General features: G+C 71.1%; 16 protein-coding genes. 3 read left to right on the top strand and 13 right to left on the bottom strand.

Going from position 1 to position 12,346, the window contains the following annotated elements; translation table 11 throughout:
• Positions 1-111 precede the first annotated feature (111 nt).
• The 6 genes from ACPCJR_RS04740 to ACPCJR_RS04715 all read right to left on the bottom strand — a co-directional run bounded on the left by ACPCJR_RS04740 (position 112) and on the right by ACPCJR_RS04715 (position 3,296).
• Positions 112-498, bottom strand: coding sequence for a helix-turn-helix domain-containing protein (locus ACPCJR_RS04740; protein ID WP_391510450.1), 387 nt, complete (start codon positions 496-498; stop codon positions 112-114).
• Positions 499-513: 15 nt separating this feature from the next.
• Positions 514-756 (bottom strand): type II toxin-antitoxin system RelE family toxin, encoded by a 243-nt coding sequence (locus ACPCJR_RS04735; protein WP_391510451.1) that lies wholly within the window; start codon positions 754-756, stop codon positions 514-516.
• Between the two features lie 78 nt (positions 757-834).
• Positions 835-1,146 carry a hypothetical protein gene (locus tag ACPCJR_RS04730; protein ID WP_331289041.1) on the bottom strand — a complete coding sequence of 104 codons (312 nt, stop codon included), beginning with the start codon at positions 1,144-1,146 and terminating at the stop codon, positions 835-837.
• Positions 1,143-2,636 carry an Asp-tRNA(Asn)/Glu-tRNA(Gln) amidotransferase subunit GatA gene (gene gatA / locus ACPCJR_RS04725; protein WP_391510452.1) on the bottom strand — a complete coding sequence of 498 codons (1,494 nt, stop codon included), beginning with the start codon at positions 2,634-2,636 and terminating at the stop codon, positions 1,143-1,145. Before gatA ends, ACPCJR_RS04730 begins: the two co-directional genes overlap by 4 nt.
• Positions 2,637-2,724: 88 nt before the next feature.
• Positions 2,725-3,012: an Asp-tRNA(Asn)/Glu-tRNA(Gln) amidotransferase subunit GatC gene (gene gatC, locus ACPCJR_RS04720; protein ID WP_110353807.1), complete on the bottom strand. Its 288-nt coding sequence runs from the start codon at positions 3,010-3,012 to the stop codon at positions 2,725-2,727.
• Positions 3,013-3,116: 104 nt separating this feature from the next.
• Positions 3,117-3,296: a hypothetical protein gene (locus ACPCJR_RS04715; protein WP_391510453.1), complete on the bottom strand. Its 180-nt coding sequence runs from the start codon at positions 3,294-3,296 to the stop codon at positions 3,117-3,119.
• 158 nt (positions 3,297-3,454) lie between these two features.
• On the opposite strand from ACPCJR_RS04715, the gene ACPCJR_RS04710 reads away from it, so the two are divergent.
• Entirely contained in the window at positions 3,455-4,033 is a 579-nt protein-coding gene (locus ACPCJR_RS04710; RefSeq protein ID WP_391510454.1) for an SMI1/KNR4 family protein, read from the top strand.
• A complete protein-coding gene (ruvX, locus tag ACPCJR_RS04705; protein WP_391510455.1) occupies positions 4,030-4,527 on the top strand; it encodes a Holliday junction resolvase RuvX in 498 nt (165 codons plus the stop codon). The genes ACPCJR_RS04710 and ruvX overlap by 4 nt, the downstream gene beginning before the upstream one ends.
• Before the next feature lie 189 nt (positions 4,528-4,716).
• On the opposite strand, the gene ACPCJR_RS04700 is transcribed toward ruvX, so the two are convergent.
• From ACPCJR_RS04700 to ACPCJR_RS04670, 7 genes are all read right to left on the bottom strand, one after another.
• Complete coding sequence (locus ACPCJR_RS04700) at positions 4,717-5,397, bottom strand: DJ-1/PfpI family protein (protein WP_391510456.1); 681 nt, start codon at positions 5,395-5,397, stop codon at positions 4,717-4,719.
• A gap of 77 nt (positions 5,398-5,474) precedes the next feature.
• Positions 5,475-6,605, bottom strand: a complete 1,131-nt coding sequence (locus ACPCJR_RS04695) for a hypothetical protein (protein ID WP_391511198.1) — start codon at positions 6,603-6,605, stop codon at positions 5,475-5,477.
• 17 nt (positions 6,606-6,622) lie between these two features.
• Positions 6,623-7,438 (bottom strand): SGNH/GDSL hydrolase family protein, encoded by an 816-nt coding sequence (locus tag ACPCJR_RS04690; protein WP_391511199.1) that lies wholly within the window; start codon positions 7,436-7,438, stop codon positions 6,623-6,625.
• 215 nt (positions 7,439-7,653) lie between these two features.
• Positions 7,654-8,850 carry a DNA-processing protein DprA gene (gene dprA, locus ACPCJR_RS04685; RefSeq protein ID WP_391510457.1) on the bottom strand — a complete coding sequence of 399 codons (1,197 nt, stop codon included), beginning with the start codon at positions 8,848-8,850 and terminating at the stop codon, positions 7,654-7,656.
• A 32-nt stretch (positions 8,851-8,882) separates the two neighbouring features.
• The gene (plsY, locus tag ACPCJR_RS04680) at positions 8,883-9,491 is read right to left on the bottom strand and encodes a glycerol-3-phosphate 1-O-acyltransferase PlsY (protein ID WP_391510458.1); all 609 of its coding nucleotides are present in this window, start codon (positions 9,489-9,491) and stop codon (positions 8,883-8,885) included.
• The gene (locus ACPCJR_RS04675; protein WP_391510459.1) at positions 9,488-10,792 is read right to left on the bottom strand and encodes a dihydroorotase; all 1,305 of its coding nucleotides are present in this window, start codon (positions 10,790-10,792) and stop codon (positions 9,488-9,490) included. The genes plsY and ACPCJR_RS04675 overlap by 4 nt, the downstream gene beginning before the upstream one ends.
• 5 nt (positions 10,793-10,797) lie before the next feature.
• Positions 10,798-11,745 (bottom strand): aspartate carbamoyltransferase catalytic subunit, encoded by a 948-nt coding sequence (locus tag ACPCJR_RS04670; RefSeq protein WP_391510461.1) that lies wholly within the window; start codon positions 11,743-11,745, stop codon positions 10,798-10,800.
• Between the two features lie 267 nt (positions 11,746-12,012).
• Here ACPCJR_RS04670 and ACPCJR_RS04665 point away from each other — a divergent pair, with 267 nt between their 5' ends.
• A complete protein-coding gene (locus ACPCJR_RS04665) occupies positions 12,013-12,318 on the top strand; it encodes a hypothetical protein (protein ID WP_017486550.1) in 306 nt (101 codons plus the stop codon).
• The last annotated feature ends 28 nt before the right edge of the window (positions 12,319-12,346 follow it).

Here is a 12,346-nt window from a genome sequence, read left to right as displayed (position 1 = left end):
GCGAGGCCGCTTAGAGAATCGTCCCGAAAGGTAGCCGCCGGCTTTCGGAAAAAGACGATGCGAAACAAGAGCCTAGACCATCGTGCCGAATGCGGTATCCGGCACGATGGTCTAGCGCAACCAACCCGGCTCGGCCCCTGTCTGCTCCGCGAGTCGCTGCCGCTCACCATCGTTCGGCTCGGCCTCCGCGCGCTCGAACCGGGCGATCAGATCTCCATCGAGACCGGTGGCCTGCGCAAGTTCCGCCTCGGTCCAGCCGCGATACGCACGCGCCGCCGCGACCGGCGAGCCGTGCGCGATCACGAGCTTCACGAACCAATGGGGGATCGCCGCAATACGGCCCGCCGCCTCGTCGACGAGATACGCATCCGTGAGCCGTGCCGTGCCGCAATCTTCGGCCTCCTCGGCATCAATGCTGGCGAGAAGTGCGTCGTATTCACGCCGGGTGAGTACGACGAGTTCCTCGCCGGCTTCCGTCCTGATGATCTGCGGTTTCATGGTCGCTTCACCCATTCAGGTGTAGATGTCGCGTCGATCGCCGATTGCGAAGACCGAGATCGTATCGGCCGTTTCGGTGAAGATCACGCGGTAATCACCGACCCGTAGCCGCACGCCGGGCCGACCCACGAGGGCTTTCGTCGAGCCGGAGCCGGTCGCAGCGTAGCGCTCCAACTTGGCGACGATGTCGGCTTGCGCAGGCTTGGGAAGCCGGGTCAGACTCTTGAGCGCAGCGGCGGTGTAGAGAAGCGTCTTCACGGAATCGGCGTCGCATCGTTGCGCGAGCCAGCGCCGATCAATCTCGGAAAATCAACCAAAAACTGTGTCGATGAGCATTTAGCGTCGTCGATTGTAAATTCGACGCGCCCCATACCCGAGCGCCGCCCATACGAACGCCGATACCGTCCGCACGGGGAAGAACGTCGGCAGGTCGGCCGCGACCGGGGCCGGCCAGGGCAGGCCGATGCGGGTGACGAGCCACGCGAACAGCACCGAGATCGCCAGCGCGGCGATGGCCGCGATGAAGACCTTGCCGAACTGGTCCGCCTTCCAGCCCAGGAAAACGGCGACCGCGATCAGCAACGGGTCGAACCCGGCCTGAATCCAGACCGAGAAGGAGTAGACCGGGACGACGGGAGCCGCGTTCACGCCCACCACGCCTTCGGCAGGCTGATCCGCCCGGCCGCGTTCTCGATGGTCTGAGCCGCGGCGAACAGGGTCTCCTCGTCGAAGGGGCGCCCGATCAGCTGGAGCCCGAGCGGCAGGCCCTGCGCGTCGAGGCCGGCGGGCACCGAGATGCCCGGCAGGCCGGCCATGTTCACCGTCACCGTGAACACGTCGTTGAGGTACATCTCGACCGGATCGGCGCTCGCCATCTCGCCGATGCCGAAGGCCGCCGAAGGGGTGGCGGGGGTGAGGATCGCGTCGATGCCGGAGGCGTAGGCCGCCTCGAAGTCGCGCTTGATCAGCGTGCGGATCTTCTGGGCCCGCACGTAGTAGGCGTCGTAATAGCCCGCCGAGAGCACGTAGGTGCCGATCATGATGCGCCGCTTCACCTCGCGGCCGAAGCCGGCGGCGCGGGTGTTCTCGTACATCCCGGCGATGTCACGCCCGGGCACCCGCAGGCCGTAGCGCACGCCGTCGTAGCGGGCGAGGTTCGAGGAGGCCTCGGCCGGGGCGACGATGTAGTAGGCCGGCAGCGCGTACTGCGTGTGCGGCAGCGAGATCTCCCGGACCGTCGCGCCGGCCTCCCGCAGCCAGTCCGCGCCCTGGTCCCAGAGCCGCTGGATCTCGGCGGGCATGCCCTCGACCCGGTATTCCCGCGGGATGCCGATGGTGAGGCCCTTCACGCCGCGGGAGATGGCGGCCTCGAAGTCGGGCACCGGCATGTCGACGGAGGTGGTGTCGCGCGGGTCGTGCCCGGCCATGGAGCCGAGCAGGATCGCGCAATCCTGCACCGTGCGGGCGATCGGGCCGGCCTGATCAAGGGAGGAGGCGTAGGCGATGATGCCCCAGCGCGAGCAGCGCCCGTAGGTCGGCTTGATGCCGACGGTGCCGGTGAAGGCCGCCGGCTGGCGGATCGAGCCGCCGGTATCGGTGGCGGTGGCGCCCAGGCACAGATGCGCGGCGACCGCCGCCGCCGAACCGCCGGACGAGCCGCCGGGGACGAGCGGCGCGTCCGAGAAGGTTCCGTTTTCTTGGCGCCGCCAGGGCGAGATCGTCTTGCCGTAGGCGCTGGTCTCGTTGGACGAGCCCATGGCGAACTCGTCGAGGTTGAGCTTGCCCAGCATCACCGCGCCGTCGCGCCAGAGCTGGGTCGAGACGTTCGACTCGTAATGCGGCTCGAAGCCTTCGAGGATCTTCGAACCCGCGGTGGTGTGCACGCCCTGCGTGGCGAACAGGTCCTTGATGCCGAGCGGCAGGCCCTCGAGGGGCCGCGCCTCGCCCTTGGCGATCTTCTCGTCCGAGACCTCCGCCATCTTCAGGGCGCGGTCGGGTGTCGCGACGATGTAGGCGTTGAGCGCCTGCGCCCGCTCGATCGCGTCGAGATGCGCCTGCGCGATCTCGCGGGCCGAAAAATCTTTGGCCTTCAGCCCGTCGCGGGCTTCGGCCAGGGTGAGTTCGTTGAGTGCCGTCATGCCCGTCCCAGACCTGCGCGCCGACCCCGCGAGCGTGTGAAGGCTCAGCGAGGGGCCGGCGAAGCCATTCCGCCGATGCCGAAAAAACCTACTCGACGACCTTCGGCACGAGAAAATAGTTGTCCTCGGTCTCCGGCGCGTTGGCGACGATGTCCGCCGCCCGGCCGCCCGCGGTCACCACGTCCTCGCGCTTCTTCATGCGCATCGGCGTGACCGAGGTCATCGGCTCGACGCCGGCGACATCGACCGCGCCGAGCTGCTCCACGAAGGCGAGGATCGCGTTCAGCTCGCCCTGGAGCGGGCCGACCTCCTCGTCGGTCACCGCGATGCGGGCCAGATGCGCGATGCGCCGTACCGTTGTCTCGTCGACCGACATGCCGTCCGTGTCGCCTCGCTTCTCGCGGGAAACGGCCCCGCCCGGAATCGGCCGGGCTATAGCACCCGCCTTCGCGCGGGAGCAACGGCGGGACCGCCGGGCGCTCAGGTGATGACGTGGCCTCGGGTGAGCGGCACGTCCACGGTGATGCCGGGCCGGCGGTAGCGGTCGGCATGGACCGTACCGACGATCAGGATCTCGACGGCCAGCGCCAGCATGATCACGTGCCGACGGGACAGGCGGTGCCGTGGGGCGGCGGGCTGTTGCGTCGGTGGTAGGAACACGGGGCGGCTCCGCTATCGTTAACGAAACCTTAACACTGCCGGCCCCGCTCGGCTCCCCTCCCCGCCCCCGAACCCGCAGCGATGGTTAATCTGCGCGGTGGACAAGTCCGCGCGGCCGGGCGTAAGCCGGGCTCCTGGCGGCGTCGGGAGGGCGGACCATGTGGGAGAGCGTCTTCCGGGACCTGCGGCCGGGGCTCGCTTCGAGCGAGGCGGATCTGGCCCGCGCCGAGGCGGAGCTGGGCTTTGCCCTGCCCGCCAGTTACCGCGGCTTCGCGACGACCTGCGGGGCCGGGCGGATCGGCGGGCATGTGCGCGTCTTCACCCCCGTGCCGGTGGAGGCCGCCGACCTCGTCGCCCGCTCCCACCTCATCGCCCACGGCGTGGCGCTCGCCCTCGACGGCCTGCGGGACGGGGACAGCGACGAGCCGCACCGCTTCACCGTGGAGGGCGATGCCGACGCGGAGCTGATGGATCGGGCCTGCTTCTTCGGACAGACCGAGCGGGGCGACTTCCTGTTCTTCGACGTCACGCCGGGCTTTCCCGAATACGACATCTGGGTGCTCTGCGCCGATCTGGAGACGGTGCATTTCGGCGGCGCCGATCTGCCGACCTTCGTGCGCGGGCTTCAGGGCCTGGAGATCCTCCACATCCTCGGCGAGGGCGAGGGGCCGCTGCCCCAGACCTTCGAGGGCGACGATGCGGCGGCTCTGGAGCAGCTTGGGGCGGCCGCCGCGTGAACCGGGACGAGATCGCGGCCTTCGCCGAGGCTTCCGCCGGGGCGCCGCGCCTGATGGGGCTCGACCTCGGCACCAAGACGATCGGGCTGGCGCTCTCCGATGTCGGACGGCAGATCGCCTCGCCGCTGGAGACGATCCGGCGGGTGAAGTTCACGCCCGATGCGGGGCGGATCGTGATGCTCTGCGCGACCCACGCCGTCGGCGGCCTCGTGATCGGCCTGCCCCTCAACATGGACGGTTCGGAAGGCCCGCGGGCGCAATCGAGCCGCAGCTTCGCGCGCAACCTCAAGCCGCTGTTGCCCCTGCCGGTGCTGTTCTTCGACGAGCGCCTCTCCACCGCCGCGGTGACCCGCACGCTGATCGCGGCGGATGCCTCCCGGGCGCGGCGCGGCGAACTCGTGGACAAGCTCGCCGCCGCCTACATCCTGCAGAGCTGCCTCGACGTCATGGGTGGGCTTCTGGGGGTTGCGGACAGGGCGGCGGACGGATTCTAGAGCATCGTCCCGAAAGGTGGCCACCGGCTTTCGGAAAAGACGATGTTCTAGCCCGCGGCGTTCGACCCGTCATCGCGAGGCGGAGCCAAGGCGATCCAGAGCGCGACTTGTCCGGAGAGTGCGGAGCCCTGGACTGCTTCGGCGTCGCCTCGCCGTGACGGCGCGGGAGCCGCGCCCCGGACTCCGATCTCAATCCCGCTCCCGCATCACCCGCGCCACGATCGCCTCCCGCTCGCTGCGGGTCGTCGCCAGCCGCTGGCGGGCGGCCGCGAGGATGTCGGGACCGGCGGTCTCGGGGCGCCCGGCGTCGAAGGGCGGCGCCGGAGCGTATTCCAGATGAAGCTGGATCGCCTGGGCGGTCGCCGCGTCCGTCAGCTCCGCGGCGAGGGTCAGTCCGAAATCGATGCCCGCGGTCACGCCGCCGCCGGTGAGGAGGTTGCCGTCGCGCACCACGCGCCCTTCGGTCGGGATCGCCCCGAAGGCGGCGAGCAGATCGTGCGCCGCCCAGTGCGTCGTGGCGCGCTTCCCCCGCAGGAGCCCCGCCGCGCCGAGCACCAGGGCGCCGGTGCAGACGGAGGTGACGTAGCGCGCCCTGGCCGCCTGCCGGCGCAGGAAGCCGAGGGTCTCGGCATCCTCCATCAGCGGGTTCACGCCCGCGCCGCCGGGCACGCAGATCACGTCGAGCGCCGGGCAGGCGGCGAAGTCGAGCGTCGGCGTCAGCACGAGCCCCGTGGCGCTCGGGAGCGGGCTCAGGCTCTTGGCGACGAGGTGGACGCGGCTGCCCGGCACCATGGCCAGCACCTCGTAGGGCCCGGTCAGGTCGAGCTGCTGCACGCGGGGGAAGACGAGGAAGCCGATCTCGATCGCCATGGTCCCGAATGCTCCCTTCGGTCGAATGCTCCGCTCGGCCGATTTCTTCGCTCGGCCAAATTCTTCGCTTGGGAAGCCTATCGCAGATAGATCACGCTGTAGAGCGAGCGGCGCAGTTCCTCCTCGTCGAGCCAGACCCGGCCGAGTTCGCAGCGTTCGCGGATGCCCGGCCGCATCCGGGCGCAGTACTCGCCGGTATTGTCCTGCAGATGGTACTGGCAGCGGCCCGCGGCTTTCCGCCGGGCGATGATCGGGCTCGAATGGTCGGCGGCGATGTCCGGGTCCTTCGGATCGCGCTCCTCCAGGACGTACCAGGAATAGCCGATCACCGGCATCCGGCCCCGGTCGAGCGCGTAGTCGATCATCGCCATCAGCCGGTCGGAGCCCGCGGCCAGCCCGGGCTCCCGGCGCGCGGCCTTGTCCATGAAGTCGAGCTGGTTGTCGGCGATCGAATCCGAGACCGGGATCAGCGGCACCGGCAGGGGCTTGCGCCGGCAGCGGCGCTCGACATGAGCGATCCAGCCCGCGTTGAAGGCGTCGGTCGCCGGGTCGCGCAGCCGCGGCACCGTCCCGCCGAGGCTGCGCCAGCAGAGCTTGGGCGCCGCGACGCGGCTGCGCCAGCGCAGGGCCCCGAGGGTGCGCCCGTGCTGGCCGTAGCCGTCGAAGGAGGGCAGGTCCCGGTCCTCGCACAGGCCGCCGAGATTGTAGAGGAGGGCGGCCGCCTCCTCCTGCCCGTCCTCCAGCTTGTCGAAATAGGGCTTGCGGCCCGGGTTGCGCTCGCGGCTCGCCTCGGTGTCGTTGCGGCTCTCGGCGATCTCCTCCGCGAGGTCCGGGCGCCCGCGCAGGAAATGCCGGAGCGCGCGGTCGCGGCTGCGCTCGAGGCCCGCCGGGTCGGCGAAGTAGTAGCGGGTGGCGACATCGAGCGCGGAGACCGTGACGCCGACCCGCTGCGAGATCATGTCGGCGGTGGCGTAGGCAAAGCAGATCGCGCTGTCGCCCTGGCTCATCGGCGAGAGGGCCGGGTTGGGGCTGATCCGGTCGTCGAGCGGGTGGGTGCGGGGGCGCCGCAGGGGCGCGGCGACGCTCACCTCCGCGCAGGCCGTGTTGCGGGCGTAGCGCGGGCTCTCGGGCAGCAGGCGCCGGTCGACCGCCCCGGCGGGCGCTGCCGCGAGGAGAAGGCCGGCCGTGAGACAGCAGGCGAGGCGCATCGCCCCGAGGAGGCGCCTCAATCCGTCCCCGCCGCGGCGAGCGCGAGCGGCGCCGCCTCGGCTCCGTCGAGCACGGTGTCCTGCGCGGCCTCGGCGAGCAGGGCGTAGCCGCCATCGGCCATGTGCAGGCCGTCGCTGGCGAAGAGCTGGGTCCGGGTCAGGCGCCCCTGACCGATCCAGTCGCGCATCAGGTCCGAGCGGCGGATCACCGGGATGTCGAGATCGGTCCCGAGCGCCCGCACGGCGTCGCGGAAGCGGTCGGCGCCGGGGGTGGCGTCGAGCGCCGGGCACCATTGCGGCTCCATCAGCACCACGTCGATGCCCGCCTCGCGGATGCGCTCCAGCGCCGCCTCGGTCGCCTCGCGGAAATGGTCGAGGGAGACGCCGCGCAGGGCGTCGTTGCTGCCGGTCTGCCAGATCACGAGGTCGGGCCGCGGGGCGATCACGTCCCGGTCGAGCCGGGCCAGCATCTCGTCCACCGCCTCGCCGCCGATGCCGCGGTTGGTCACCGTGATCCGGCCGCCGAGCCGCGGCAGGGCGCGCCGGAGCCCGTCCTCAAGCCGGGCGGGATAGGCGGCGGCGGGGGTGCTGGCGCCTACCCCTTCCGTCGAGGAGGAGCCGAAGGCGACGATGCTGAGCGGCCCGCCGAGCGCGATCTTCCGGGCGACGTGCGGGAGGCCGGCGGGCGCGTCGCTCTCGAACAGATCGAGGTCGAGGCCCTGCGGCAGCAGGTCGGCATAGGCGAGCACGGCGGTGGAGGACAGGCTCAGGCCCAGCGTCAGCGCCGCCGCACGCAGCAACCGCTGCGGGCTCCCGGTCAGGAAGGGCCGCATCCGAGCGTGATGGAGAAGCCGCGCCACCGTGTCCGAGCCCCCGCCCGCGCCACCCTTCTTGGGGTTGATCGCGGAATTGCCTGCGCCGGCGACAGTAATCGAGCCGAGGCCGGATAGCGCCCGATAATCGTGATTCGAGACTTCGGCAATGAGAATTGTTTGATGAAACCTTAATGACGCCCGGGGGATGAAAGGATTCGAACGCCACGCGGGGCTCAGAGCCCCGGCACCAGGGACACCGTCCCGCTGCCGTGCCGCTCGATGCGGCCGTCGAGCTCGAGCTCGAGCAGCGTCGTCTGCACGATCCGCACCGACAGACCGGAGGAGCGAGCGAGTTCGTCGGTCCCAACCGGCGTCGGGCTCAGGAGCGCGATCAGCCGGGCACGCTCGTCGCGGGGCGCGCCGGGATCGGACGCGCCGGGCTCAAGCGCGTCGAACGGCGCGGCCGGTGCCGCGGGCGCCGTGCCGTCGAGATCGATCTCGTCCCAATAGTCGCGCGGTTCGGGCAATTCCGGGCGGTCGTTCAGGCCGTCCGCGGGGGGCGCCTCCCCGGCGATCAGCGGTTCGAGGACGCTGAGGACGTGCTCGACCTCCGAGACCAGCGTCGCGCCTTGGCGGATCAGGTCGTTGGTGCCCTCCGCCCGCGGGTCGAGCGGCGAGCCGGGCACGGCGAAGACCTCGCGGCCCTGTTCGAGGGCGAAGCGGGCGGTGATGAGCGAGCCGGAGCGGCGCGCCGCTTCGACCACCACCGTGCCGAGGCTGAGCCCGGAGATGATGCGGTTGCGCCGGGGGAAGTCGCGCCCGCGGGGCACCCAGCCCATCGGCATCTCGGCCACCACCGCGCCCCCTGCGCCGACGATCTCCTCGATGAGAGGCCCGTGGTTCTCCGGGTAGATCCGGTCCTGCCCGCCCGCGAGCACCGCCACGGTGCCGCCGTCGAGCGCGGCCTTATGGGCGCGGGCGTCGATGCCGCGGGCGAGCCCCGAAACCACCACGAGGCCGGCCTCGCTCAAACCCCGGGCGAGCCGCTCGGTGAAGGCGAGGCCGGCGGTCGAGGCGTTGCGCGAGCCCACCATCGCCACCGACGCCTTCAGGAGCAGGGCCGGGTCGCCGCGGACGGCGATCAGCGGCGGTGCGGTCTCGGTGGCGTGCAGCGCCTTCGGGTAGGCCGCCTCCCCCATGGCGAGGAAGCGCACGCCGAGGCGGGCGGCGGCCGCCATCTCGCGCTCGGCCGCCGCCTTCGAGGGGGGCACGGCGCGCTTGCCCGCCCGCTTGGTCAGGTCCGGCAGGGCATCGAGCGCGGCCGCCGCGCTGCCGAAGCGATTGATCAGGCCGCGGAAGGTGCGCGGGCCGACGCCCTCGGTGCGGATCAGGCGCAGCCAGTCGAGGCGCTGCGCGTCGGTGAGCTGCATCGGGTTCCCCTCCTGCCGGGAGGGGGCCGCCCTCAGCCCTTCTGCCCGATCCGGCCCTCGGTGCCGGCGGCGAGTCGGCGGATGTTGGGCGCGTGCTTCCACCATAGCAGCGCCGCGAGCACGAGGAAGAGCCCTGCAACCGCTCCGTGTCCGAGCGCCCACAGAACGAGGGGCGTGGCGGCCGAGGCCGCGAGCGCGGCCAGCGAGGAGTATTTCAGGGCAAACGCCAGTCCGAGCCAGATCGCGGCGAAGGCGAGAAGCGTCAGCGGGCTCAGGCCCAGCAGCACGCCGATGAAGGTCGCCACGCCCTTGCCGCCCTTGAAGCCGAGCCAGACCGGGAAGAGGTGGCCGAGGAAGGCGCCGAGCCCGGCGGCGAGCGCCGGCCCCTCCCCCCAGAGGCCGGCGACGAGCACCGGCAGCGTGCCTTTCAGCGCGTCGCAGAGGAGGGTCGCGGCGGCCAGCCCCTTGCGGCCGGTGCGCAGCACGTTGGTCGCGCCGATATTGCCCGAGCCGATCGCCCGCACGTCGCCGAGGCCGGCGAACTTCGTGAGGATCAGCCCGAAGGGGATCGCGCCGCAGGCGTAGCCGAGGACGAGCGCCGCGATGAGGGCCGGCCAGCCGGCCGCGAGAAGCGTGGTCATGCGGCGATGGCCGAGAGGTCGGAGCGGTGGACGATCCGGCCGCCCACCAGCGTCAGCACCGCCGCGCCCTGGAGCCGCGCCTCGTCGAAGGGCGAGTTCTTGGAGCGCGACTTCAGCTGCCGCTTGTCGAGCAGGTAGGGCAGATCGGGGTCGATCAGCACGAGGTCGGCGGGCGCGCCGGTCGCGAGCCGGCCCGCCTCGCGGCCGAGCAGCGCGGCGGGGTTGGCCGAGAGGGCCTTGAGGAGCGTTCCCAGCGTCACGTCGCCGGTATGCAGCAGGCGCAAGGACGCGCCGAGCAGCGTCTCGATGCCGAGCGCGCCGTCCGCGGCCTCGGCGAACGGCAGGCGCTTGGTCTCCACGTCCTGCGGGTTGTGGTCGGAGACGATGACGTCGATCACGCCCTCGTTCAGCGCGGCGATCACCGCCTGCCGGTCGTCCTCGCGACGCAGGGGGGGGGAGAGCTTGCAGAAGGTGCGGTAGTGCCCGATGTCGCCCTCGTTGAGCACGAGATTGTTGACCGAGACGCCGCAGGTGACGGGCAGCCCCGCCTCCTTGGCCCGCCGCACGATCTCGACGGAATCGGCGGTCGAGATCATCGCCGCGTGGTAGCGCGCGCCGGTGAGGCGCACGAGGCGGATGTCGCGCTCCAGCATCACCGTCTCGGCCTCGCGGGGGATGCCGAGGAGGCCGAGGCGGGAGGCCATCTCGCCCTCGTTCATCACGCCCTCGCCGACGAGGTCCGGCTCCTCGACATGCTGCATCAGCAGCGCGCCGAAATCGCGGGCATAGGTCAGCGCGCGGCGCATCACCTGCGCGTTGGTGACCGCCTTGAGCCCGTCGGTGAAGGCGACCGCGCCGGCCTCCGCCAGCAGGCCGAACTCGGTCATCTCGCGCCCCGCCAGCCCCTTGGTGATGGCGGCGGCGGGCAGGACGTTGACGCTCGCCGTGTCGCGGGCGCGGCGCAGGACGAAATCGACGATGGCCGGCCCGTCGATGACGGGGTTGGTGTCGGGCATGCAGACCAGCGTCGTCACGCCGCCGGCCGCCGCGGCGGCGCTCGCCGAGGCCAGGGTCTCGCGGTGCTCGGCGCCGGGCTCGCCGACGAAGGCGCGCAGGTCGATCAGGCCGGGTGCAAGGGTGAGCCCGCCGCAGTCGATTGTTTGGGCGTCCTCGGGTGTGCCGGGCCCGGCGCCCCAGGCGAGATCGGCGATGCGGCCCTCGCGCACGAGCACCGCGCCGGAGCCCTCGCGGCCGGTCGCGGGGTCGAGCAGACGGGCGTTGGAGAGGAGGAGTGCGCTCATTCGGGTCACCCGTTCGGCAGGTGGGTCGCCAGCGCTTCCAGCACGGCCATGCGCACGGCGACGCCCATCTCCACCTGTTCGCGGATCAGCGATTGCGCCCCGTCGGCAATATCGGAAGAAATCTCGACGCCGCGGTTCATGGGACCCGGATGCATCACCAGCGCGCCGGGCTTGGCCAGCGCCAGCTTGTCGCCGTCGAGGCCGTAATAGCGGAAATACTCCTTCACGCTCGGCACGAAGGAGCCGTTCATGCGCTCGCGCTGGAGGCGCAGCATCATCACGATGTCGCTGCCCTTCAGCCCCTCGCGCATGTTCGTGAACACCTCGACGCCGAAGCGCTCGATGCCGGTGGGCAGCAGCGTCGAGGGGCCGATCACCCGGACCCTGGCGCCGAGCGCCTGGAGCAGGATGATGTTGGAGCGCGCCACCCGCGAGTGCAGGACATCGCCGCAGATCGCGACCTGAAGCCCCTCGATGCCGCCCTTGTTGCGGCGGATGGTGAGGGCGTCGAGCAGCGCCTGGGTCGGGTGCTCGTGGGCGCCGTCGCCCGCGTTGACCACGGCGCAATCGACCTTGCGGGCGAGCAGGTGCACGGCGCCCGCCGCGTGGTGGCGCACCACGATGATGTCGGGCCGCATGGCGTTCAGGGTCGCGGCGGTGTCGATCAGGGTCTCGCCCTTCTTCACCGAGGACGAGGCGACCGACATGTTCATCACGTCGGCGCCGAGCCGCTTGCCCGCGAGCTCGAACGAGGATTGCGTGCGCGTCGAGGGTTCGAAGAACAGGTTGATCTGGGTGCGACCGCGCAGGGTCGTGCGCTTCTTCTCGACCTGCCGCGACAGGGCGACGGCGGCGTCGGCACGCTCCAGGAGCGCTTCGATGTCCGGCCGGCTCAAGCCTTCGATGCCGAGCAGGTGCCGGTGCGGGAAGGCGGGTGCGGTCTGAGCGGTCATGCGGCGGTTCTGGCCTCGGCCCCGCGCTATAGGTGCCGGCGCCGGGCCCGGCAAGGCGTGAGGCGCGCCGACGTTTGACACCCCGCTCGGCCCGGCGGGAAGAACCGTCTCGTCCGGTCGCGGCGAAGAGATTTTCCTTGTGCTCGCGGGGCCGTGAACGAGAAAATTTTGAACGATCCCGTCCGGCACCCGTTGGCTGCACATCGTTCGGGCTTGAGCGTGCCGGGGGTCTTCGGCCAGCGGTGCCTGCCTGGAAACACCGAAAGGATGTCCATGAACGCGCGACTTCTCCTTACGGCCGGCGCCCTCTCGCTCGGTCTTGCCCTGTCCTCCGGCGCCTACGCCCAGGGCATGCAGCGGGGCGGCATGGAGCCCGGCATGGGCGGGCAAATGGGTGGTCAGATGGGCGGCCAAATGCAGCAGGGCGCCATGGGTGACGACATGGGCCAGGAGCAGCGCCCGATGAAGCGCAGCTCCAAGAAGATGAAAAAGCCGATGAAGAGCAAGAAGATGATGCGCTCCAAGCGCATGAACTCCGGCTCGGGCATGGAGTCCGGTGCGGGCGGGATGTAACCGCCCCGTCACCAGACTGTTATCGGCG

The organism is Methylobacterium sp. NPDC097929, assembly GCF_049543375.1.
Taxonomy (GTDB): domain Bacteria; phylum Pseudomonadota; class Alphaproteobacteria; order Rhizobiales; family Beijerinckiaceae; genus Methylobacterium.
Note: the sequence above shows the minus strand (reverse complement) of the source record. Positions and strands in the feature narration are given on the sequence as shown.

Bases quoted from the DNA above. Each gene is read 5' to 3' on its own strand.
- ACPCJR_RS04690 (WP_391511199.1), bottom strand. From the start codon at position 7,438: ATGCGGCCCTTCCTGACCGGGAGCCCGCAGCGGTTGCTGCGTGCGGCG.
- ACPCJR_RS04670 (WP_391510461.1), bottom strand. From the start codon at position 11,745: ATGACCGCTCAGACCGCACCCGCCTTCCCGCACCGGCACCTGCTCGGC.
- ACPCJR_RS04740 (WP_391510450.1), bottom strand. From the start codon at position 498: ATGAAACCGCAGATCATCAGGACGGAAGCCGGCGAGGAACTCGTCGTA.
- ACPCJR_RS04695 (WP_391511198.1), bottom strand. From the start codon at position 6,605: ATGCGCCTCGCCTGCTGTCTCACGGCCGGCCTTCTCCTCGCGGCAGCG.
- ACPCJR_RS04675 (WP_391510459.1), bottom strand. From the start codon at position 10,792: ATGAGCGCACTCCTCCTCTCCAACGCCCGTCTGCTCGACCCCGCGACC.
- plsY (WP_391510458.1), bottom strand. From the start codon at position 9,491: ATGACCACGCTTCTCGCGGCCGGCTGGCCGGCCCTCATCGCGGCGCTC.
- ACPCJR_RS04700 (WP_391510456.1), bottom strand. From the start codon at position 5,397: ATGGCGATCGAGATCGGCTTCCTCGTCTTCCCCCGCGTGCAGCAGCTC.
- dprA (WP_391510457.1), bottom strand. From the start codon at position 8,850: ATGCAGCTCACCGACGCGCAGCGCCTCGACTGGCTGCGCCTGATCCGC.
- gatA (WP_391510452.1), bottom strand. From the start codon at position 2,636: ATGACGGCACTCAACGAACTCACCCTGGCCGAAGCCCGCGACGGGCTG.
- ACPCJR_RS04665 (WP_017486550.1), top strand. From the start codon at position 12,013: ATGTCCATGAACGCGCGACTTCTCCTTACGGCCGGCGCCCTCTCGCTC.
- gatC (WP_110353807.1), bottom strand. From the start codon at position 3,012: ATGTCGGTCGACGAGACAACGGTACGGCGCATCGCGCATCTGGCCCGC.
- ACPCJR_RS04710 (WP_391510454.1), top strand. From the start codon at position 3,455: ATGTGGGAGAGCGTCTTCCGGGACCTGCGGCCGGGGCTCGCTTCGAGC.